The 22,101-nt window shown below is 72.4% G+C and carries 17 protein-coding genes; 11 read left to right on the top strand and 6 right to left on the bottom strand.

The window, feature by feature from the left end; genetic code table 11:
• Nucleotides 1-8: 8 nt before the first annotated feature.
• Together IE311_RS06740 and IE311_RS06735 are read right to left on the bottom strand one after the other, a co-directional pair.
• Nucleotides 9-2,096, bottom strand: coding sequence for a YhgE/Pip family protein (locus tag IE311_RS06740; RefSeq protein WP_189830638.1), 2,088 nt, complete (start codon nt 2,094-2,096; stop codon nt 9-11).
• Nucleotides 2,068-3,066 carry an ATP-binding cassette domain-containing protein gene (locus IE311_RS06735; RefSeq protein ID WP_189830637.1) on the bottom strand — a complete coding sequence of 333 codons (999 nt, stop codon included), beginning with the start codon at nt 3,064-3,066 and terminating at the stop codon, nt 2,068-2,070. The genes IE311_RS06740 and IE311_RS06735 overlap by 29 nt, the downstream gene beginning before the upstream one ends.
• A 165-nt stretch (nt 3,067-3,231) precedes the next feature.
• Here IE311_RS06735 and IE311_RS06730 point away from each other — a divergent pair, with 165 nt between their 5' ends.
• The 3 genes from IE311_RS06730 to IE311_RS06720 all read left to right on the top strand — a co-directional run bounded on the left by IE311_RS06730 (nt 3,232) and on the right by IE311_RS06720 (nt 5,279).
• Complete coding sequence (locus tag IE311_RS06730; protein ID WP_189830636.1) at nt 3,232-3,747, top strand: SAV_6107 family HEPN domain-containing protein; 516 nt, start codon at nt 3,232-3,234, stop codon at nt 3,745-3,747.
• Between the two features lie 67 nt (nt 3,748-3,814).
• Nucleotides 3,815-4,603, top strand: a complete 789-nt coding sequence (locus tag IE311_RS06725) for a class I SAM-dependent methyltransferase (RefSeq protein WP_189830635.1) — start codon at nt 3,815-3,817, stop codon at nt 4,601-4,603.
• Nucleotides 4,604-4,874: 271 nt separating this feature from the next.
• Nucleotides 4,875-5,279, top strand: coding sequence for a DUF3040 domain-containing protein (locus tag IE311_RS06720; RefSeq protein WP_189830634.1), 405 nt, complete (start codon nt 4,875-4,877; stop codon nt 5,277-5,279).
• A gap of 298 nt (nt 5,280-5,577) precedes the next feature.
• On the opposite strand, the gene IE311_RS06715 is transcribed toward IE311_RS06720, so the two are convergent.
• From IE311_RS06715 to IE311_RS06700, 4 genes are all read right to left on the bottom strand, one after another.
• The gene (locus IE311_RS06715; protein WP_189830633.1) at nt 5,578-8,004 is read right to left on the bottom strand and encodes a transglutaminase TgpA family protein; all 2,427 of its coding nucleotides are present in this window, start codon (nt 8,002-8,004) and stop codon (nt 5,578-5,580) included.
• Nucleotides 8,001-9,353: a DUF58 domain-containing protein gene (locus IE311_RS06710; protein WP_189830632.1), complete on the bottom strand. Its 1,353-nt coding sequence runs from the start codon at nt 9,351-9,353 to the stop codon at nt 8,001-8,003. Before IE311_RS06710 ends, IE311_RS06715 begins: the two co-directional genes overlap by 4 nt.
• Nucleotides 9,353-10,372: an AAA family ATPase gene (locus IE311_RS06705; RefSeq protein WP_189830631.1), complete on the bottom strand. Its 1,020-nt coding sequence runs from the start codon at nt 10,370-10,372 to the stop codon at nt 9,353-9,355. Before IE311_RS06705 ends, IE311_RS06710 begins: the two co-directional genes overlap by 1 nt.
• Before the next feature lie 143 nt (nt 10,373-10,515).
• Nucleotides 10,516-11,055 (bottom strand): beta-class carbonic anhydrase, encoded by a 540-nt coding sequence (locus IE311_RS06700; RefSeq protein WP_189830630.1) that lies wholly within the window; start codon nt 11,053-11,055, stop codon nt 10,516-10,518.
• 324 nt (nt 11,056-11,379) lie between these two features.
• Here IE311_RS06700 and rsmH point away from each other — a divergent pair, with 324 nt between their 5' ends.
• From rsmH to ftsW, 8 genes are read left to right on the top strand one after another with little or no spacing between them, the layout of a single operon-like run.
• Nucleotides 11,380-12,336 (top strand): 16S rRNA (cytosine(1402)-N(4))-methyltransferase RsmH, encoded by a 957-nt coding sequence (gene rsmH / locus IE311_RS06695; protein ID WP_189830629.1) that lies wholly within the window; start codon nt 11,380-11,382, stop codon nt 12,334-12,336.
• A complete protein-coding gene (locus IE311_RS37300) occupies nt 12,333-13,088 on the top strand; it encodes an FtsB family cell division protein (protein ID WP_189830628.1) in 756 nt (251 codons plus the stop codon). The genes rsmH and IE311_RS37300 overlap by 4 nt, the downstream gene beginning before the upstream one ends.
• 7 nt (nt 13,089-13,095) lie before the next feature.
• On the top strand, nt 13,096-15,078 hold the full coding sequence (locus IE311_RS06685; RefSeq protein ID WP_189830627.1) for a peptidoglycan D,D-transpeptidase FtsI family protein: 1,983 nt from the start codon (nt 13,096-13,098) through the stop codon (nt 15,076-15,078).
• A gap of 16 nt (nt 15,079-15,094) precedes the next feature.
• Entirely contained in the window at nt 15,095-16,783 is a 1,689-nt protein-coding gene (locus IE311_RS06680; RefSeq protein WP_189830626.1) for a UDP-N-acetylmuramoyl-L-alanyl-D-glutamate--2,6-diaminopimelate ligase, read from the top strand.
• A 4-nt stretch (nt 16,784-16,787) separates the two neighbouring features.
• Nucleotides 16,788-18,212, top strand: coding sequence for a UDP-N-acetylmuramoyl-tripeptide--D-alanyl-D-alanine ligase (locus IE311_RS06675; protein ID WP_189830625.1), 1,425 nt, complete (start codon nt 16,788-16,790; stop codon nt 18,210-18,212).
• Nucleotides 18,209-19,279 (top strand): phospho-N-acetylmuramoyl-pentapeptide-transferase, encoded by a 1,071-nt coding sequence (gene mraY, locus IE311_RS06670; RefSeq protein ID WP_189830624.1) that lies wholly within the window; start codon nt 18,209-18,211, stop codon nt 19,277-19,279. Before IE311_RS06675 ends, mraY begins: the two co-directional genes overlap by 4 nt.
• The gene (gene murD / locus IE311_RS06665; protein WP_189830623.1) at nt 19,261-20,700 is read left to right on the top strand and encodes a UDP-N-acetylmuramoyl-L-alanine--D-glutamate ligase; all 1,440 of its coding nucleotides are present in this window, start codon (nt 19,261-19,263) and stop codon (nt 20,698-20,700) included. Before mraY ends, murD begins: the two co-directional genes overlap by 19 nt.
• A 55-nt stretch (nt 20,701-20,755) precedes the next feature.
• A complete protein-coding gene (gene ftsW / locus IE311_RS06660; protein ID WP_189830622.1) occupies nt 20,756-22,096 on the top strand; it encodes a putative lipid II flippase FtsW in 1,341 nt (446 codons plus the stop codon).
• Nucleotides 22,097-22,101 lie beyond the last annotated feature (5 nt).

Raw genomic sequence — 22,101 nt, 5'->3', positions numbered from 1 at the left:
GCCCTGTCTCACAGGGTCAGTTCGGGGTGGAGCCGGTCGAGCGTCCACACCTGCTTCTTCCTGGCGGACACCGCGGTCAGGGCCAGGGCGCCCACGGTGAACGCGGCCAGGACCGCGCAGGCCTGCCACACGGGCCCGATTCCGCCGCCCGTGATCAGCCGGCGCAGCGCCTCGACCACGTAGCTCATCGGCAGGAAGGGGTGGACGGCGTTGAAGAATCCCGGACTGGTCTGTACGGGGTACGTGCCGCCCGCCGAGGTCAGCTGGAGCATCAGGACCGCGAGGACCAGGATCCGGCCCGCCGCGCCGAAGCGGGCGTTGAGCCACTGGATGATCGCGGCGAAGCAGCAGGTGACCAGGGCCAGGAAGCCGACCGTGCCGGCGGCCCGGTCCATCTGGAGGCCGAGGCCCCAGTGCAGGACCGACATGAGGGCCGCGACCTGGAGGGTGCCGATCGCCGCCACCGGGAGCCAGCCCGCGAGCGCGATCCGCCAGGCGGAGCCGCCGGCGGCGAGGGCGCGCCGGTTCAGCGGCTGGATGATCATGTACGCCACCATCGCGCCCACCCAGAGGGAGAGCGGGATGAAGTACGGGGCGAAACCGGTGCCGTAGTTCGGCGCCTTGTGCAGGGACTGGGAGGCGAGCTGCACCGGGTCGGCCATGACCTCCGTGCGCCGGTCGCGGTCCCGCTCGTCGTAGTCGGGGATCTGCTCGACGCCGTCGTGCAGACCGCCGGCCAGCTCGCCGGAGCCGTCCGCCAGCTTGAACAGTCCGCCGTCGAGGTCGCCCGCGCCCTTCTTGAGCTTGCCGACGCCGGTGTCGAGGTTCACGGAACCGGTCTTGGCGTCGCCGATGCCGGTGTGCAGCCTGTCCGCGCCCGCCGCGACCTTCTTCGCGCCCGCGTTGAGCGCGTTGATCTTCCGGATGGCGTCCTCGACGTCCTCGTCGAGGTGCGGGGCGCGCGCGGCGAGCTCGTCGGCCTGCTTCGTGAGCTTGACCAGGCGCGCGTCCAGCGTCTTGAGGTCGTCGGTGTTGCCCTTGGTCAGCTCGTGGACGTCGTCCGCGATGGTGGCCACGTCGTCGGCGGTGACCGAGGCCTCCTTGAGCTTGGCGCAGATCCGTTCGTCGGCGTCCGGCCTGAGCTCGCACTCCTCCCGGTGGATCTTGGCCAGGCCGTCGTCGGCCTTGTGCGCGGCGCTGCGGACCAGGGGGGCGCGCCTGACCAGGTCGTCGAGGTTGTGGCGGACGGCCGTGGCCGAGTCGGAGACGAGACGGGCGGTGTCACGGATCGACTTGCCGTTGTTCGCCAGATAGGGGCGGACCTTGTCGGCGGTGCCGTTCACCTTGTCGGCGAGCGACTGGGTGCCGTTCGCGACCTTGCGGGAGCCGCTCTCCAGGTCCCGGGCGCCCTTGTCGAGCTTCTTCAGGCCCGCGGCCAGGTCGCCGCTGCCGGACTTGGCGTCCTTGAGACCGTTCGCCAGGTCCTTGGAGCCCTTCTTCGCCTTGTCGACGCCCTGCTTGAGGTCGTCCGCGCCCTTCGCGGCCTTCGCCGTGGCGTCGTGGATGTCGGAGAAGGAGATGAAGATCTTGTCGAGGAAGGTGCGGGAGGACTTGGTGGAGGCCGCGGTGCGGACCTCGGAGAACACCGTCCGGGAGATCTGGCCGACGATGTAGTTGTTGGCGTCGTTCGTCCGCACGCGGAGTGCGCCGGTCTCGGGGGAGTCCCCGGAGCTGGAGGCGATGCGCGAGCTGAAGTCGGCCGGCATGGTCAGGGACAGGTAGTACGTGCCGTCCTCGACGCCCTTGCGGGCCTCGGCGTCGCTCACCCGGTGCCAGGCGAAGGTGTTGCTCTCCAGGAGCCCCTTGGTGATGTCGTCACCGGCGTTGAGCTTCTTGCCGTCGGCGGTGGCGCCCCGGTCCTCGTTGACGAGGGCGACGGGGATCTTGTCGAGCCTGCTGTACGGGTCCCAGAACGAGTACAGGTACAGGGCGCCGTACAGCAGCGGCAGCAGCAGGATCGCGACGAGCGCGGCGCGCGGCAGCTTTCCCCTGCCGAAGCGCTTCAGCTCAAGCGCGGCCAGTTTCGGCGAGCGCATCGGCCGCCCCCTCCTCGGTCGTGTCTTCGGTGGAGTCCTCGGTGACGTCGCCGTCGGCGGTGGACTTGGCGCGGGTGGGGGCGGGCACGGAGCTCTTCGGGTCCTCGGGGCCCTCGGGGCCCTCGGAGCCCTCGGAGTCCTCGGAGTCCTTTGAGCCCTTGGGGTCCTTGCTGTCCAGGGAGTCCCCGGGGGCCGTCTCCCCGACGCCTTCGACCGTGGTGCTCCCGTCCGCGACGGAGGAGGTCTTCGGCTCCGCCGCTCCGTCGAGCGTGGTGATCCGCAGGGCGCCCTCGGGGGCCTCGCTGCAGACGGCGAGGACGGTCGTCCCGGAGTCGGCCACCGCGCGGAGCAGCGCCCAGGCCTCGGCCCGGTCGGCGTCCGAGAGCTTCAGGTCCGTGTCGTCCACGGCGAGCAGCCGGGGACGGCAGATCAGGGCCAGGGCGATGGAGAGCCGGAGTGCTTCGAGCCGCTCCAGATCCCGTACGGAGGTCCGTCCGCCCTTCGGCAGGGCGGCCAGGTCGAGCCCCGCGGCCGCCAGGGCCTCTTCGATCCGGGCCCGCGAGATCGCCCTGCGTTCGGCCGGGCGCCGCAGGAGGGTCCGGACGGAACCGTCGTACCGGCGCTGGAGCAGGGCCCGCTCGTTCAGGTGCTCGGCCACCGTGAACGCGGGGTCGAGCTCGCTGACGCCGGGTACCTGGCCGAGGGCGCTGATCCGGCGCACCGCGGCCATCTTCCGGGGCAGTGCGAGGCCGCCGACCTCGGCCGTGCCCTCCTTGGCCTTCATCCGGCCGGTGAGCGCGAGCAGCAGACAGGTGCGTCCCGAACCCGACGGCCCCTCGATCGCCATCAGCGCGCCCGGCCCGGCCCGGAAGGAGACCTCCCGGAACGCCCAGCCGCGCGGCCCCTTCAGCCCGAAGCCGTCCGCGACGACGGCGGCGCCGTGCGGCCGCTCCTCGGCTTCCGCTCCCACGGGCCCACCCCCCGATTCCCCTTTTTGAACTGACTGGTCAGTTCAAAAGTTACCCCCGAGTCGGGCGTTCAGGCAAAACCCCAGGTCGGCGTGATTGTCAGTGGGGCCGGGCACGATGGACACATACGGCCACAACGCCGTCACGCGACGACAGGAGGACTCGTCATGGCAAGCCCTTCCGCATCAGCCGCGCCCCGCCGCCGTCCCGCCCCCGCGCAGTCCGGACCCGCGTCCGACATCCACCCCGTCCCGCGCCGCACCGCCGCCCCGCCCGCCGCCCTCGACCTCCTCGCCAAGGCCCGCGCCGGGCTCGTCGAGGCCGCCGCCCTCGACCGCCCCCACGAGCGGTACGCCGCCGCCCACCTCGCCGCCCTGCGAGCCGCCGCCGCCGTCCTCGCCGCCCGCGCCAGGCCCGAGACCGACCGCCGCCGACAGCGGATACGGAGCGCCTGGGAGCTCCTCGCCGAGCTCGCCCCCGAGCTGACCGAGTGGAGCGCCCTCTTCGCCTCCGGCGCCCGGCGCAGGGCCCGCGCCGAGGCCGGGATCGCCGGCGCGGCGACCCGGCGCGAGGCCGACGACCTGCTCAGGGACTCCGCGCAGTTCCTTCGCCTGGTCGAGCGACTGCTCGCGCTCCAGCCGGTGCTGCCCCGTCAGCCGGGCGCCGACGAGGCCGGAGGATGATCCGAAAGCCGGGATCGAGGCCATAGGGTGGGGGGCGTCCGTACCCGTCACCGAGGAGTCAACAGCCGTGCCGGACCCTTCCCCTGTCTTCGGTCGAGAGGCGACGTCGCGCCCGTCGCGCGCCTCCCTGCGTACCGCCGTCGTCTGGGACGTCCTCAAGGACGCCCTCGACCGCCGGGTCGAGGCCACCGGGAAGGACAGCCTCGACGTCCTCGACACGGGCGGCGGCTCCGGGAACTTCGCGGTGCCGGTCGCCCGCCTCGGCCACCGGGTCACGGTCGTCGACCCCAGCCCCAACGCGCTCTTCGCGCTGGAGCGCCGGGCCGCCGAGGCCGGGGTCGCCGACCTCGTCACCGGCGTCCAGGGCGACATCAGCGGTCTCTTCGACGTGGTCGGCCGCGAGGCCTACGACACCGTCCTCTGCCACGGTGTCCTGGAGTACGTCGACGACCCCGCCGAGGGCGTACGGAACGCGGTAGCCGCGCTCCGGCCGGCCGGCAGCCTCAGCCTGCTCGCCGCCGGACTCGGCGGCGCCGTCCTGGCACGCGCTCTCGCCGGACACTTCACCGAGGCCCGGAACGCCCTCTCCGACCCGGCGGGCCGCTGGGGCGCGGGTGACCCCGTACCCCGGCGGTTCACCGCCGAGCAGCTCACCGAGCTCGCCGACGGGGCGGGACTCGAGGTCGGCGCCGTGCACGGGGTCAGGGTCTTCGCCGACCTCGTCCCCGGTGTCCTCGTCGACACCGAGCCCGGCGCGGCCGAGGCCCTGCTCAAGCTGGAGGCGGCGGCCGCCGAGCTGCCCTCCTTCCACGCCATCGCCACGCAACTGCACGTGCTGGGCGAGAAGCGGGCCTGAGCAGGACGGCCACCCGTCCGGCGGTGCGGGCGGCGCACTCCATGGAGTACGCCACAGCCCGCCCGGTATGAGGCTCCGCCCCGTATGATCGGGGGACAGTATCCGGCATGACGGAGAAGGGCCTGGGGAATCAACGCCTCAGCAACCGATCCGCATGGCGGCCCGGATTGGCTATTCGGCATTGAGGGCGGGTTTCACGGGGGCGATTCCCTGCCTATCCTGAAAGGGCCGCAAACCGGTCGCCCCCGCGACCGACGACTAGGAGGACTCCGTGCCGCTCTCGGAGCACGAGCAGCGAATGCTCGAGCAGATGGAGCGAGCGCTGTACGCCGAAGATCCCAAGTTCGCGACAGCGCTCGAGGGAAGCGGACTGCGTACGTACACCCGGCGACGGGTCTACCAGGCAGTCGCCGGCTTCCTGGTGGGTATCGCGCTCCTCATGGCCGGAATGGTCGCACAGCAGATCTGGATCAGCGTGGTGGGATTCCTCGTCATGCTGGGCTGCGCGGTCCTGGCGGTCACCGGATGGCGCAAGGCGCCGAAGCCGGGCGAGCAGCAGGCCAGTGGTGGAACGGCGGCCGGCGGCCGTCAGACCCGGCAGCGACGCTCCATGATGAATCGGATCGAAGAGCGGTGGCAGCGCCGCCGCGACGAACAGCAGGGCGGCGGCCACTGACGGCCCCCTGAGCGGAGGCCCCGCACCCTTTTGTGTGACCGAGCCCCGTGGGGCCCGCGCGACGACGCGGGCCCACGGGGCTCGGTCGTGTCCGCGGGAGCACCGGCCGCGTCGTGTCCGCGGGAGCACCGGCAGCGCGCCGCCGCCGCGTGACGCACCTCGCGCACGTGGGGGAGGGGAAGCGACGGGCGGCGGGGGTCCGGGCACGTGGAGGTGGCGGTGTCCGACGGGGCGGGTGGTCCCGTTCCGTCGGGTGCGGCGCGCGGAGGGCCGGACGCGGCCGGCCCTCCCCAGGACGTCAGGCCGATTCGCGGGGCGTTCTGCGGAACCGGGGCGTCACCCGGGACAGCAGGGTGTGCCGCTTGAGCGACCAGCTCGTCGTCGTCTCCGACCAGCGCGCCGACAGCGCCCAGCGGACGCGCGCCGCCGAGCGGGGCGCCAGGGTCGCGCGAAGACGGGTGCGACGGTCGGCCGAGGCGTGGAAGCCCGCCCGGACCCGGGCCGCCTCCTCCGCCAGGCCCGCGGTGGGACGCGGACGCGGCGCGTACAGCGCCTCCTCCACCGCCCGTGCCACCCGGTGCACCGCGTCCGCGGCCTCGCCGCCCAGCTCACCCAGGCGGACGATCCGCGCCGCGCTGTTTCTCGGCGTACGCGACTCGTCCGGTTCGACCCCGTAGTCCCAGGCCGTGTCGTTGATCTCCCGCCAGACCGCGAGCGTCCGCGCCGCCGTCTCCTCGGGGCCGCGCACCCCGGCCGAGCCCAGCCTGCGGGCCCGCACCCGGGTCCGCCAGAGCAGCGGGAGGAGAGGCAGGGAGAGCAGGACCAGGGAGCCGAGGGTCAGCAGGACCACCGTCAGCGGGTCGGGGCCGGAGCCGTCCGAGGCCGCGGCGCCCACCTCCTCCTCCGGACCGCAGTCGCCGAGCCGGCGCTCCTGCGGGGTGCAGCTCTCCGAGGCGCTCGGCGCGGCGGACGGCTGCGCCGAGGCGCTCTGCTGGGGCTGCGCCGGCCCGGTGGCCGTACCCGAGGGCGTGTCCGCCCGGGTGTACGCCGGGGTGGAGCCCCGCGAGGGAGTCGGCTCGAACCGTGTCCAGCCCGCACCCTCGAAGTACAGCTCGGGCCAGGCGTGCGCGTCCCGGATGCCGACCGAGAGAGAACCGTCGGTCTGCGTGGTGCCCGGCATGAAGCCCACGGCCACCCGGGCCGGGATGCCGAGCGAGCGGGCCATCGCCGCCATGGAGAAGGAGAAGTGGACGCAGAAGCCCTCCTTGTCCTTCAGGAAGCGGGAGATCGCCTGGACGCCGGTGCCCGATTCGACGTCGACGTCGTAGCGGAAGCCACCGTCCTCGGCGAACCAGTCCTGGAGCTTCACCGCCTGCTCGTAGTCGTTGCGCGCGCCCTTGGTGACCCGGAGCGCGGTCGCCCTCACATCGGCGGGCAGCGAGTTCGGGACCTTGGTGTACTCGCTGCGCAGCTTCTCGGGGGGCGGTCCGGCGGCGGCCAGCTGCTCGGACGTCGGCTGCACGTCCAGGCTGGCGACGGTGTAGCGGGCGCCGCGGGTGGTCTGCTTGTCGTCGCCGACGAGCATCCGGCCGGCGGGCTCGTACCGCCAGCGCCCGTCGATCTCGACGCGCCCGGCCGGATACGGCATCGGCAGCCACTTCTGCTCGTAGCCGTCGGAGGCGACGAAGTTGCTGGTCACCTCGGTGCTCTGAACCCGCTGGGAGAGCCCGTCGGGCCAGGGCAGCTGCTTGGGGACGTCCTCGATCGGCCGGACCGAGGACTTCCACGAGGTGCCGTCGAACTGGTCGAGGGCGACGAGCCGCAGGTACATGCCGGAGGTGTCGCGGGCGTTGGTCCGGTAGCGCAGGACCTCCCGGTCCTCCGGCTGGCGCAGATTGTCCTGGAGGGAGACCAGCGGGTTCACGGCCGAGATGGTGCCGCCCTTGCCGATGCCACCGGACCCCTCCCCGTCGCCGTCGCCGAACAGCCCGCCGGTGAAGCCGGGGAGTGCGAGCGGCACCACCATGGCGACGCCCATGGCCACGGCGCCGATCCGGCGGCCGGTGCGCGCCGGGGCGAAGGCGGTGCCGCCGCTGCCGACGGTCGTGCCGGGCCGGCCGGAGCGCTGGGCGCCGCCGAAGACCCGCCCCCACGCGGAGAGCCGGTCGCGGCTCTCGGCGAGGAGCAGCAGCAGATAGCCGGAGGCGGCGAGCAGGAACCAGAGCCAGCCCGCGCCGCCACCGGAGAGACCGGCCGCCACCGAGTACAGGGCGAGCAGCGGAAGTCCGGCCGGGGCCGCCTTGCGGAAGGTGACCGCGAGGGTGTCCACCAGCAGGCCGATCGCGACGACCCCGCCGACCAGCATGAGCCGGATGCCCTCGGTGTCCGGCGCGGGGATCGCGTACCGGCCGACGTCCTCGGCGCCCGCCGCGAACAGCTCGGCGGCGTGGGTGAAGACCTGCGGGCCGGGCAGGAACCAGAGGATCGCCTGCTCGCGGGCGAAGATCGCGGTCAGCGCGAGCAGCGCGACGACGAGCTGGGCGAGCAGGGTCAGCGGCCGGGCGAGCGGTGCCCGCCGGGTCAGGGTGCCCACCCCGCTCACCAGGGCGAGGACGAAGGCCGCGGTGAAGATCCAGGTGGCCGGCTTCACCAGGGGGAGCATCGCTCCGGCCGCCATCAGGGTGGCGCCCCAGGCGGCCAGGGTCAGCCGTGCGCGCCCGCTCATGACCATCCTCCGTAGGTGTCGGCGCCGGATTCCGCCCGGGCTCCGGCCGCCTGCTGCCACAGGTCGGCGAGCCGGGCCCCGGGCGGTACGGCCAGTGCCGTCCAGCCCGCTTCCCGCAGCTGCCGCACCCGCTTCTCGACGGACCCGGCGACCGAGCCGCCGGTCAGCCAGGACCCGGAGTCCAGGACGAAGGCGACGGCCGCGCCGGCGCGGCCGCGCATCCGGGCGGTCAGTGCCGTCTGCTCCTCGTCGAGGTCGCCGATGAAGGCGATGAGCAGCCCTTCGCCGCCGCCGCGCAGCACCTCCGACGCGCGGCTGAGGGAGCCGCCCTCGGAGTGGTCGACGACCGCGAGGGTGTCCAGCATCAGACCGGCCGACTCGGCCGAGTCCTGGGCCGAGCCGGCGAAGCCCTCGGCGCCCTCGCCGGGGATCGCGCTGCCGGTGTCGGTGACGAGCCGGACGGCGTAGCCGCGCTCCAGCATGTGGATCAGGGAGGAGGCGGCGCCCGAGACGGCCCACTCGAAGGCGGAGTCGGGGCCGGAGCCCTGGTAGGCGACCCGCCGGGTGTCGAGGAGGACGGTGCAGCGGGCCCGCTGCGGCTGCTCCTCGCGGCGGACCATCAGCTCGCCGTAGCGGGCGGTGGAACGCCAGTGGACCCGGCGCAGGTCGTCGCCGTGGCGGTAGGCGCGCGGGATGATGTCGTCGTCGCCGGCGAGGGCGAGCGAGCGCTGTTGCCCGTCGCCGTGGCCGGAGGCCTCGCCGAAGAGCTTCACCGCCGGGAGGGCCTCGGTGCGCGGTACGACGGTCAGGGTGTCGTACGCGCTGAAGGAGCGGGTCAGCTCGCACATCCCGAACGGGTCGTTGAGCCGCAGCTGGAGCGGGCCGAGCGGGAAGCGGCCGCGCAGGTCGGAGCGGACCCGGTAGGACACCTCGCGCCGGCCGCCCGCCTCGACCCGGTCGAGGACGAAGCGGGGGCGCGGCCCCAGCATGTAGGGCACGTGGTCCTGGAGCATCAGCAGCCCGGTGGGGAGCTTGGAGACGTTCTCCATCCGCAGCTGGACCCGTGCCTCGGCGCCCGCCTCCACCCGCTGGGGGGTGAGCCGGCGGGAGGCCGCGACCCGGTAGCGGGTGCGGTGCAGCACGAGGACGCAGATCAGCGGCAGTGTGGCGAGCAGCAGTCCGACGCGCAGCAGATCGGCCTGGCCGAGGACGTACGCGCAGGCGGCGGCGGCCACCCCGGCGGCGAGGAAGGAGCGGCCACGGGTGGTGAGACCGCCGAGGGCGGTCCGCAGACCGCCCCGGTCGTCCTCGTCGCCCCGCTGTCCGTCCGGCACGGCAGCGGTGGTCATCACAGGATCCGGCCGCCGGGCTGCTGCTGGCCGTAGAGAGGTCCGGCGGGCGGGGCCGCGGCCGGGACGGGGGTGCGCTGCAGGATGTCCTGGACGACCTGCTCGGCGCTGCGGCGGTTCAGCTGGGCCTGCGCCGTCGGCAGCAGCCGGTGGGCGAGGACGGGCGCGGCGAGGGCCTGGAGGTCGTCGGGCAGCACGTACTCGCGACCGCTGAGCGCGGCGGAGGCCTTGGCGGCCCGCAGCAGATGGAGCGTGGCCCGGGGGGAGGCGCCGAGTCGCAGGTCGGCGTGGGTGCGGGTGGCGGAGACGATGTCGACCGCGTACCGGCGTACGGCGTCGGCGACGTGGACCGCGCGCACCGCCTCGATCAGCTTGAGGATGTCGTGGGCGTGGGCGACCGGCTGGAGGTCGTCCAGCGGGGAGACGGAGCCGTGCACGTCGAGCATCCGGAGTTCGGCCTCGGCGCTCGGGTAGCCGATGGAGACCCGGGCCATGAAGCGGTCGCGCTGGGCCTCGGGCAGCGGGTAGGTGCCCTCCATCTCGACCGGGTTCTGGGTGGCGACCACCATGAAGGGGCTGGGCAGCTCGTACGTCTGGCCGTCGACGGTGACCTGCCGCTCCTCCATGGACTCCAGGAGCGCGGACTGCGTCTTCGGCGAGGCGCGGTTGATCTCGTCGCCGATCACGATCTGCGCGAAGATCGCGCCCGGCTTGAACTCGAAGTCCCGGCGCTGCTGGTCGAAGATCGACACGCCCGTGACGTCCGAGGGCAGCAGGTCGGGGGTGAACTGGATGCGCCGCACCGAGCAGTCGATGGACCGGGCCAGGGTCTTGGCGAGCATGGTCTTGCCGACGCCGGGGACATCCTCGATGAGGAGGTGTCCCTCGGCGAGCAGCACGGTCAGCGAAAGCCGTACGACCTCGGGCTTGCCCTCGATCACACTCTCCACCGATCTGCGGACTCTCTCCACAGTGGTGGTCAGATCAGTGAGGCTCGCTCGATCGTCATAGGTCGTCACCCGGCCCTCCTCGGCCTTCCGGAACACGGACACCTGCCCCCGGGGACTCTTCGGGGGGTGTCATGGAGGCATTCTTGTTCGCGTGGCCGGGTCGTGTCACTCGCGGGTGGACAAGTGCGAGGGAAATGCCGGGGTTTGGGTGTTTACGCCGGGTCGATCTCGCGGAGCAGGCCCGTCGTCACGTCGAAGACGAAGCCCCGCACGTCGTCGGCGTGCAGGAGGAACGGGGAGGTCCGCACCCGCTGCATCGACTGCCGTACGTCCTGGTCGACGTCGCGGAAGGCCTCGACGGCCCAGGCCGGGCGCTGGCCGACCTCGTCCTCCAGCTCGTGCCGGAAGTCCTCCGTGAGCGATTCCAGGCCACAGCCCGTGTGGTGCACCAGCATCACGCTGCGGGTGCCGAGGGCGCGCTGGCTGATGGTGAGCGACCGGATCACGTCGTCGGTGACCACGCCGCCCGCGTTGCGGATGGTGTGGCAGTCGCCGAGTTCGAGCCCGAGGGCCGAGTGGAGGTCGAGACGGGCGTCCATGCAGGCGACGACCGCCACGCGCAGCACGGGGCGTGCGTCCATGCCGGGGTCGGTGAAGCGGGAGGCGTAGCGCTCGTTCGCCTCGACGAGACGGTCGGTGACCGTGCGGCCGGTGTCTATGGCGTCGGCGGAGGGGTGCGCGGAGGTCGACATGCTTCCGACGTTAATGGGCACAGCCCTTTCAGGCCTGCTGTGAGAGGGGACAAAGAACCTCAATGAGTCTTGTTGTGAGCTAGCCCACAGGGCCCGGCGACCCTCCCCGAAAGGGTGAGCCTTCCGGAATGTCCGGCCGGATGTCCGGCGCCGTGCGACGCGCCAGCCGGTTGGTTGACCGGCGGGTCCCGTGGACTAAAGTGACGCGAAGTTCACGGAGACAACGAGCGATTTCCGCGGTTTCTCCCCCGTGTGTGCGGCGGTACCTACGGCTCGGCCTCCTTCCGCTCGCCGGTACCTCCGCGCCGGATCTGAGAGGGCGCATTGAGCAACGACCGACACGTCCCGGTCATGCTCCAGCGGTGCCTGGACATGTTGGCCCCCGCACTGGAGCGCCCCGGCGCGGTCGTCGTCGACTGCACCCTGGGCCTCGGCGGCCACAGCGAGGCACTCCTGAAGCGGTTCCCCGAGGCGCGGCTCGTCGCCCTCGACCGCGACAAGGAGGCCCTGCGGCTCTCCGGTGAGCGGCTCGCCCCGTACGGGGAACGCGCCACCCTCGTCCACGCCGTGTACGACGAGCTGCCCGAGGTCCTCGACCGGCTGGGCCTCGCCACCGTGGACGGCGTCCTCTTCGACCTCGGCGTCTCCTCCATGCAGCTCGACGAGGCCGACCGCGGCTTCGCCTACGCGCAGGACGCCCCCCTCGACATGCGCATGGACCAGACGACCGGCATCAGCGCGGCCGAGGTCCTCAACACCTACGCGCCCGGCGAACTGGTCCGCATCCTCCGCGCGTACGGCGAGGAGAAGCAGGCCAAGCGGATCGTCTCGGCGATCGTCCGCGAGCGCGAGAAGGAGCCGTTCAGCAACAGCGCCCGGCTCGTCGAGCTGATCCGCGACTCCCTGCCGCAGGCCGCCAAGCGCACCGGGGGCAACCCGGCCAAGCGCACCTTCCAGGCCCTGCGCATCGAGGTCAACCGCGAACTCGACAGCGTCGAGAAGGCCATCCCGGCGGCCGTGAAGGCCATCGGCGTCGGCGGGCGGGTCGTCGTCCTCTCCTACCAGTCGCTGGAGGACCGGATCGTCAAGCAGGTCTTCGCGGCCGGCGCGGCGACCACCGCCCCGCCCGGACTGCCGGTCGTCCCGGAGAAGTACCAGCCGCGGCTGAAGCTGCTCACCCGGGGTGCCGAGCTGCCCACCGAGGAAGAGGTCGCCGAGAACCGGCGCGCCGCCCCGGCCCGGCTCCGGGGCGCCGAGCGGATCCGGGAAGACGTCCTGTGAGCACGGCGAAGGGGCCGCTCAAAGGGCGGGCCGCGCGGCTCGGGCGGCTCATGCCGTCGGGGCCCAGCTCGGCCGCCCGCACCCCCTTCGTCCTGCTGGTCGTCGTCCTGCTCGGCGGCGGCCTGATCAGCCTGCTCCTGCTGAACTCGGCTCTCAACCAGGGCTCCTTCCAGCTCAACGAGCTCAAGGACCGCACCACCGAGCTCACCGACGAGGAGCAGGCGCTCCAGCGGGACGTGGACGACTACGCGGCCCCCGACGCGCTGGAGCGGCGGGCCCGTGAGCTCGGCATGGTCCCGGGCGGCAGCCCGGCCTTCCTCGGCCCGGACGGCAAGGTGCTCGGTGAGCCCTCGGTCGCCGTCGCCCCGAAGCCGAGCCCGACTCCGTCGCCGAAGCCGACGAAGGCCACGCCGAAGCCCCCGTCGCCCACCTCCACGGCCGCATCGGCACCGCCGAGCACAGGTGCCCCCGCGACCACGGACGCCACGCGGACCAGCGCCACCACGGAGCCCCGTACCTCCGCCACCGGCGCGGGCATCGGCACGTTCGGCAGCCACGCGAGCACCGCTCCGTACCCGGCGAACGCTCCGTACCCGGGGAACACGGGAACACCGAGGGCGAACACCGACCCGACCGAGACGGACACCGGCCCACCCGGCGCCGCACGTCCCACCACGTCGGGCTCCACCGGGTCCGGCCCCGCACGGCGGGCGCCCGCACCCGCCACCCCTACGACCACTTCCGGCAGGTGACCGAGCAGTGCCCCCCAAGGAGCCCCCGCGCCGCCGCGTCCCCGGCCCCGCCCGGCCCGCGCGCCCCCGGCCCGCCTCCGCCGGAGCCCGCACGTCCCGCCCCGCCCCCCGCCCGGCCGGCCGGCGCCCCGCGCCCCGGCCGCCGGCCCGGCAGCCCCGGACCATCCGGCTCGGCAGCCCCCGGCCCCGGCTGCGCCTGGTCTCCCTCGGCCTGACCCTGGTCATGCTCGCGTTCGTGGTGCGGCTCCTCCAGGTCCAGGCCGTCGACGCCAGCGCGTACGCGGCCAAGGCCGACAAGTACCGCTTCCAGGAGTACACGCTCTCCGCCGAACGCGGCGAGATCACCGACCGCAACGGCATCGCGCTCGCCGCCAGCGTCGACGCGTACGACATCACGGCCGACCCCCAGCTCTTCACCCCCGAGGAGTCCAAGGTCCCCGACGCGCCCGAGCAGGCCGCCGCCCTCCTCGCCCCGCTCCTCGGCAAGGAGCCCGCGGAGCTGGCGAAGAAGCTCCGTACCCCCAAGTCCCGCTACACGCTGCTGGCCCGCAAGCAGACCCCGCAGGTCTGGAACCAGATCAAGGACCTCCGGCGGGTCTACGGGCAGAAGGCCCAGCGCTCCGCCGGCGGCAACGGCGTGAACCTCCTCGGCGGCGTCCTCAGCGAGCCCAGCACCAAGCGCGTCTACCCGAACGGCGAGCTCGCCGCCGGGATACTGGGGTACGTCAACGCCGAGGGCAAGGGAGCCGGCGGCGTGGAGTCCATGCTCGACCCGGCGCTCGCCGGGCAGGACGGCAAGATCCGCTTCACCCAGTCCGGCGGCCGCCAGGTGCCCACCGCGGGCTCCCGGGGCACCCCCGCCGTTCCCGGCTCCGACATCGAGCTGACCATCGACCGGGACATCCAGTGGGCCGCCCAGCAGGCCATCACCGAGCAGGTGAAGAAGTCCAAGGCCGACCGGGGCTACGTCATCGTGCAGAACACCCGGACCGGCGAGGTCCTCGCCATGGCCAACGCCCCCGGCTTCGACCCCAACGACCTCTCCGCCGCCAACGCCGCCTCCATGGGCAACGCGGCACTCCAGGACGCCTACGAGCCCGGCTCCACCAGCAAGGTCATGTCCATGGCCGCCGTCCTGGAGGAGGGAAAGGCGGCCCCCGACACCCATGTCACCGTCCCCAACCGGCTCCACCGCGGCGACCGGCTCTTCAAGGACGACGTCGACCACAAGACCTGGTACCTGACGCTCAACGGCGTCCTCGCCAAGTCCAGCAACATCGGCACCATCCTCGCCACCGGCCAGCTCGGCGCCACCCAGGCGGAGTCCAACCGGGTCCTCCACGGCTATCTGCGCAAGTTCGGCATCGGCAGCCCGACCGGTCTGCGCTACCCCGGCGAGACCCCCGGCATCCTCGCCAAGCCCCAGGACTGGTCCACCTCCCAGCAGTACACGATCCCCTTCGGCCAGGGCCTCTCCGTCAACGCCATGCAGGCCGCCTCCGTGTACTCGACCATCGCCAACGGAGGCGTACGCGTCGAACCGACCCTCGTCCGCGGCACCAAGGGACCCGACGGTCGCTTCACCCCGGCCCCCAAGGCCAAGGAGTCCCGGGTCGTGAGCGAACGGACCGCCGACACACTCGCCAAGATGCTGGAGTCCGTGGTCGACGACCGCGAGGGCACCGGCACCAGGGCCGCGATCCCCGGCTACCGCGTCGCCGGCAAGACCGGCACCGCCAACCGGGTCGACCCCGAACTAGGCCGCTACAAGGGCTACACCGCCTCATTCGCCGGGTTCGCCCCCGCCGACGACCCGGAGATCACCGTCTACTGCGCCATCCAGAACCCCACCAAGGGCAGCTACTTCGGCGGCCAGATCTGCGGCCCCATCTACAAGAAGGTCATGGAGTTCGCCCTCAAGACACTCCACGTCGCCCCCACGGGCAGCGAGCCCGCCCGACTGCCGGTCACCTTCGAACCCACCCCGTGACACTCCGGGAGCACCAGTGACAACGATCACCCCCCATTCCGGGAACCGGAAATCGAACTCCGGCGAGGCCCCGGGCTCTTTTGGCCCCCCACAGGGTGGGCCCGGTACGCTCACCGCCGTGCCACACGCTGATCAGTACCGAACCGCCCCGCCCCGGCCGGAGCAGGCCCGCCCGACACCCCTGGGCGACCTGGCCGCGCACCTGGGGGTCGACGCCCCCGGGACCGCCGAGATCTCGGGCATCACCCACGACTCCCGGGCCGTGCGCCCCGGCGACGTGTACGCGGCCCTGCCCGGCGCCCGCGCCCACGGAGCCGACTTCGTCGCCCAGGCCGCCGGACTCGGCGCCGCCGCGATCCTCACCGACCCGTCGGGCGCCGAGCGCGCCGCCGCCACCGGCCTGCCGGTCCTGGTCGTGGAGAACCCGCGCGGCCGGATGGGCGAACTCGCCGCCGAGATCTACGGGCGGCCCGGCGCCGACCTCCTCCAGATCGGCATCACCGGTACCTCCGGCAAGACCACCACCGCCTACCTCGTCGAAGGCGGACTGCGCGGCTCCGGGCACAGCACCGGACTCGTCGGGACCGTCGAGATGCGCATCGGCGACGAGCGCATCAAGTCGGAGCGGACCACCCCCGAGGCCACCGACCTCCAGGCGCTCTTCGCCGTCATGCGAGAGCGGGGCGTCGACGCCGTCGCCATGGAGGTTTCCAGCCACGCCCTCGTGCTCGGCCGGGTCGACGGCTGCGTCTTCGACGTCGCCGTCTTCAACAACCTCAGCCCGGAGCACATGGAGTTCCACTCCGACATGGACGACTACTACCGGGCGAAGGCCGGGCTCTTCACGCCCGAGCGCAGCCGCCTCGGCGTGGTCAACCTCGACGACGCGTACGGCCGCAGGCTCGCCGGAGAGGCGACCGTCCCGGTCGTCACCTTCTCCGCCGAGGGCCGCACCGAGGCCGACTGGCGTGCCGAGGACCTCGTCCTCGGCTCCCACGACTCGACGTTCACCGCCGTCGGCCCCCAGGGCGAGCGGATCCACGCCACCGCCCCGCTGCCCGGCCCGTTCAACGTCGCCAACACCCTCGCCGCGATCGCCACCCTCGCCACCGCGGGCATCGACCCCAAGAGCGCCGCCGAGGGCGTCGCCGCCGTCCCCGGCGTCCCGGGCCGCCTGGAGCGGGTCGAGGCCGGCCAGCCGTACCTCGCCGTCGTCGACTACGCGCACAAGACGGACGCCGTCGAATCGGTCCTGCGCTCCCTGCGCGAGGTCACCGAGGGCAAGCTGCACGTGGTCATCGGCTGCGGCGGCGACCGGGACACCACCAAGCGCGGCCCGATGGGCGCCGCCGCGGCCCGGCTCGCCGACACCGCCGTCCTGACCTCGGACAACCCCCGCTCCGAGGACCCGCTCGCCATCCTCACCGCCATGCTCGCGGGCGCCGCCGAGGTGCCCGCGGAGGGACGCGGCGAGGTGCTCGTCCTCGCCGACCGTGCCGCGGCCGTCGCCGCGGCCGTCGCCCGGGCCAGGCCGGGAGACACCGTCCTCGTCGCGGGCAAGGGCCACGAGCAGGGCCAGGAGATCGCCGGAGTGGTACGCCCCTTCGACGACCGCCAGGTCCTGCGCGAGGCCATCGCCGACCGCTTGCACACCCAGGCCGCCGCGCCCGGCGGCACAGACAGCCACCAGAACAGTCAGGGATGAAGCAGTGATCGCCCTCTCCCTCGCCGAGATCGCCGAAATCGTCGGCGGGCGCGCGCACGACATACCGGATCCGGCCACCCGGATCACCGGGCCCGTCGTCATCGACTCCCGTGAGGTGCGGGCCGGCAGCCTCTTCGTGGCCTTCGCCGGTGAGCACGTCGACGGACACGACTACGCGGAGCGCGCCGTCGCCGCGGGTGCGGCGGCCGTGCTGGCCGCCCGCCCCGTCGGCGCTCCCGCCATCGTCGTGGACGACGTCCAGACGGCGCTCGGGGCCCTCGCCCGAGCGGTCGTCGAACGGCTCGGTACCGATGTCGTCGCCCTCACCGGCTCGGCCGGCAAGACCTCCACGAAGGACCTGATCGCCCAGGTCCTCGACCGGCACGCACCCACCGTGTGGACGCCCGGCTCGCTCAACAACGAGATCGGCCTGCCGCTCACGGCGCTCCGCGCGAGCGACGAGACCCGGCACCTGGTCCTGGAGATGGGCGCCCGCGGCATCGGGCACATCCGCTACCTCACCGGCCTCACCCCGCCGCGTATCGGCCTCGTCCTCAATGTGGGCACCGCCCACATCGGCGAGTTCGGCGGCCGGGAGCAGATCGCCGTGGCCAAGGGCGAGCTCGTCGAGGCGCTGCCGTCGGCAGAGGAGGGCGGGGTGGCGGTCCTCAACGCCGACGACCCGCTCGTCCGCGCGATGGCGAGCCGCACCAAGGCCCGCGTGATCTTCTTCGGCGAAGCGGACGAAGCGGCCGTACGGGCCGAGAACGTCCACCTCACAGAGTCCGGACAGCCTTCTTTCAGGCTTCACACACCCACCGGGTGCAGTGACGTGACCTTGCGCCTGTACGGTGAGCACCACGTGTCGAACGCGCTCGCAGCGGCCGCCGTCGCGCACGAGTTGGGCATGCCTGTCGAAGAGATCGCCACCGCGCTCTCCGAGGCCGGCACCCTGTCGCGCTGGCGCATGGAGGTCACCGAGCGTCCGGACGGCGTGACGATCGTCAACGACGCCTACAACGCGAACCCCGAGTCCATGCGAGCCGCCCTGCGCGCGCTCGCGGCCATGGGCAGGGCCGCACAGGCCCGAGGGGCTCGTACGTGGGCGGTGCTCGGCAAGATGGCCGAGCTCGGTGACGCATCGCTCGTCGAGCACGACGCGGTCGGACGGCTCGCCGTCCGGCTCAACGTCAGCAAGCTCGTGGCGGTCGGGGACAGGGAAGCGTCCTGGCTGCAACTGGGCGCATATAACGAGGGTTCGTGGGGTGAGGAGTCGGTGCACGTGTCCGACGCGCAGGCGGCTGTCGACCTGTTGCGCAGTGAGCTGCGCCCGGGGGACGTCGTCCTTGTGAAGGCTTCAAGGTCGGTCGGTCTCGAACAGGTCGCCCTGGCTCTCCTCGACACCGAGGGCGAGGTCGCCGTCCGATGAGGCAGATCCTCTTCGCGGGGGCCATCGGGCTCTTCCTGACCCTGATCGGCACCCCGCTGCTGATCAAGCTCCTTGCCCGCAAGGGATACGGGCAGTTCATCCGCGACGACGGCCCCCGCGGCCACGCCGGGAAGAAGGGCACGCCCACCATGGGCGGCATCTCCTTCATCCTGGCCACGCTCATCGCGTACGCCCTGGCCAAGGTCATCACCGGCGAGCCCATCTCCTACTCCGGAGTGCTCGTCCTCTTCCTGATGGCCGGCATGGGTCTGGTCGGCTTCCTCGACGACTACATCAAGATCGTCAAGCAGCGGTCGCTCGGCCTGCGGGCCAAGGCGAAGATGGCCGGCCAGCTGATCGTGGGCATCGCCTTCGCGGTGCTCGCGCTCCAGTTCTCCGACTCGCGCGGTCTCACCCCGGCGTCCGAGAAGCTCTCGTTCATCACGGACTTCGGCTGGACCATCGGCCCGGTGCTCTTCGTGATCTGGGCGCTCTTCATGATTCTCGCCATGTCCAACGGCGTGAACCTGACGGACGGTCTGGACGGACTGGCCACCGGCGCCTCGGTGATGGTCTTCGGCGCGTACACCTTCATCGGGCTCTGGCAGTTCCAGGAGTCCTGTGCCAACGCGCTGACCCTCACCAACCCGAACGCCTGCTTCGAGGTCCGCGACCCGCTCGATCTCGCGGTCGTCGCCTCCGCCCTGATGGGCGCCTGCTTCGGCTTCCTCTGGTGGAACACCTCGCCCGCCAAGATCTTCATGGGTGACACCGGCTCGCTCGCCCTCGGCGGCGCCCTCGCCGGTCTCGCCATCTGCTCCCGTACGGAGCTCCTGCTGGCCCTGCTCGGCGGCCTGTTCGTACTGATCACGATGTCCGTGGTCATCCAGGTCGGCTCGTTCAAGATGACCGGCAAGCGCGTCTTCCGGATGGCACCCCTCCAGCACCACTTCGAACTCAAGGGGTGGTCCGAGGTCCTGGTCGTCGTCCGGTTCTGGATCATCCAGGGCATGTGCGTGATCGTGGGCCTGGGCCTCTTCTACGCGGGATGGGCAGCGGACAAGTGACGGAACAGCTCGACTGGAACGGCAAGAAGGTCACCGTCGCGGGGCTCGGGGTGTCGGGCATCCCGGCCGCCCGCGTCCTCCACGGCCTCGGCGCGCTCGTGACCGTCGTCAACGACGGCGACGACGAGCGCTCCCGGGCCCAGGCGGCGGAGCTCGAGGCGGAGGGCATCACCGTCCGCCTCGGCGACGGGGCCACCCTGCCGTCCGGCACCGAGCTGATCGTCACCACCCCCGGCTGGCGGCCCGACAAGCCGCTCTTCACCGCCGCCGCCGAGGCGGGCGTGGAGATCTGGGGCGACGTCGAGCTCGCCTGGCGCCTCCGCGGCCCCGGGGCCGCCCCCTGGCTCGCGGTCACCGGCACCAACGGCAAGACGACGACCGTACGGATGCTGGCCTCGATCCTGGAGGCCGCCGGACTGCGGACCGCCGCCGTCGGCAACATCGGGGTCTCGCTCCTCGACGCCGTCCTCGGCGAGGAGCCGTACGACGTGCTCGCCGTCGAACTCTCCAGCTACCAGCTGCACTGGGCGCCCTCGGTCCGCGCCCACTCGGCCACCGTGCTCAACCTGGCGCCCGACCACCTCGACTGGCACGGCTCCATGGAGGCGTACGCCGCCGACAAGGGCCGGATCTACGAGGGCAACCAGGTCGCCTGCGTCTACAACGTCGCGGACCCGGCCACCGAGGACCTGGTCCGCGAGGCCGACGTCGAGGAGGGCTGCCGGGCCATCGGCTTCACCCTCGGCACCCCCGGACCGTCCCAACTGGGCGTCGTCGAGGGCATCCTCGTCGACCGGGCCTTCGTCCCGAACCGGCAGAAGAACGCCCAGGAGCTCGCCGAGGTCGCCGACGTCCAGCCGCCGGCCCCGCACAACATCGCCAACGCGCTCGCCGCGGCCGCCCTCGCCCGCGCCTTCGGCGTGGAGGCGAAGGCCGTGCGGGACGGGCTGAAGGCCTTCCGGCCCGACCCGCACCGCATCGAACTGGTCGAGGAGATCGGGGGAGTCACGTACGTCGACGACTCCAAGGCCACCAACACCCACGCCGCGGAAGCCTCGTTGGCGGCCTACGACCCGATCGTCTGGATCGCCGGGGGCCTCGCCAAGGGCGCGACCTTCGACGAGCTCGTCCAGAAGTCGGCGAAGCGCTTGCGCGGGGCCGTGCTGATCGGCGCCGACCGGGCCCTGATCCGCGAAGCCCTGGCGCGACACGCCCCGGAGGTACCGGTGGTGGACCTCGACCGGACCGACACTGGGGCGATGTCCGAGGCGGTCCGCGAGGCGGCCGGGCTCGCCCGACCGGGGGACACGGTCCTCCTCGCCCCGGCCTGCGCCTCGATGGACATGTTCACCAACTACAACAAGCGGGGCGAGGCCTTCGCGGACGCGGTCCGCGCCCTCGCCGCCACCGGGGACGCCTGACCCGACCAGTGGGAGGGTCCGGCAGGACCGGGCACGACCGGAGGGGGCAGCGACCATGCCGAGCAAGATCGCGGGGACACGTGGGCCTTCCGCCGTACGCGGCGGAGGGCGGACCCCCGCGACCCCGCGACGGACGCGCGGCGGGGGCGTACGACGCCTCTACGAGCGGGGACGGAAGGCCTGGGACCGGCCGCTCACGGCCTATTACGTGATCATCGGTGCGGGGATGCTCATCACCGCGCTCGGGCTCGTGATGGTCTACTCCGCCTCGATGATCACGGCGCTCCGCTACGACCTCGTACCCTCCTACTTCTTCCGGAAGCAGTTCTTCGCCGCGCTCCTCGGCACCGGACTGCTCCTGATCGCCTCACGCATGCCGGTGAAGCTGCACCGGGCCCTCGCCTACCCGATCCTGGTCGGCGCCGTCTTCCTGATGGTGCTCGTGCAGATCCCCGGGATAGGGCACGCGGTCAACGGCAACCAGAACTGGATCTCCCTCGGCGGCCCCTTCCAGCTCCAGCCCAGCGAGTTCGGCAAGCTGGCGCTGATCCTGTGGGGGGCCGATCTGCTGGCCCGCAAGCACGACACGCGGCTCCTGAGCCAGTGGAAGCACATGCTGGTGCCCCTGGTCCCGGGAGCCTTCATGCTGCTCGGGCTGATCATGCTCGGCGGGGACATGGGCACCTCGATCATCCTCGCCGCGATCCTCTTCGGGCTCCTGTGGACCGCCGGGGCGCCCACCAGGCTCTTCGTCGGGGTGCTCACGGTGGCCGGCGCGATCGGCTTCCTGCTGATCAAGACGAGCGCCAACCGGATGAAGCGCTTCGACTGCATCGGCGCGACCGACCCCGGTGGCGAGGGAGCCCCCTGCCTCCAGGCGGCGCACGGAATCTATGCTCTGGCCTCGGGCGGATGGTTCGGTTCCGGACTCGGTGCGAGCGTCGAGAAATGGGGCCAACTCCCCGAAGCGCACACCGACTTCATCTTCGCGGTCACCGGTGAGGAACTGGGTCTCGCGGGGACGCTGTCGGTACTCGCCCTGTTCGCGGCTCTAGGCTATGCGGGTATCCGCGTGGCCGGAGGCACGGAGGACCCCTTCGTGAGGTTCGCCGCGGGAGGTGTGACCACCTGGATCACGGCTCAGGCCGTGATCAACATCGGTGCGGTGCTCGGTCTGCTGCCGATCGCCGGTGTCCCGCTCCCGTTGTTCTCCTACGGTGGGTCGGCCCTGCTGCCGACCATGTTCGCCGTCGGGCTCCTCATCGCCTTCGCGCGACAGGAACCCGCCGCGAAAGCGGCCCTGGCCATGCGCCGCCCCGGCTGGGGCAAGCGGGCCGGGGTGAGATGGAAGTCGATGCGACGGCGCGTCAAGAAGCGCCCGTCCGGAGAGCGGTGAATTTC

This window comes from Streptomyces zaomyceticus, from assembly GCF_014656215.1.
In the GTDB taxonomy this organism is placed as follows: Bacteria; Actinomycetota; Actinomycetes; order Streptomycetales; family Streptomycetaceae; genus Streptomyces; species Streptomyces zaomyceticus.
Note: the sequence above shows the minus strand (reverse complement) of the source record. Positions and strands in the feature narration are given on the sequence as shown.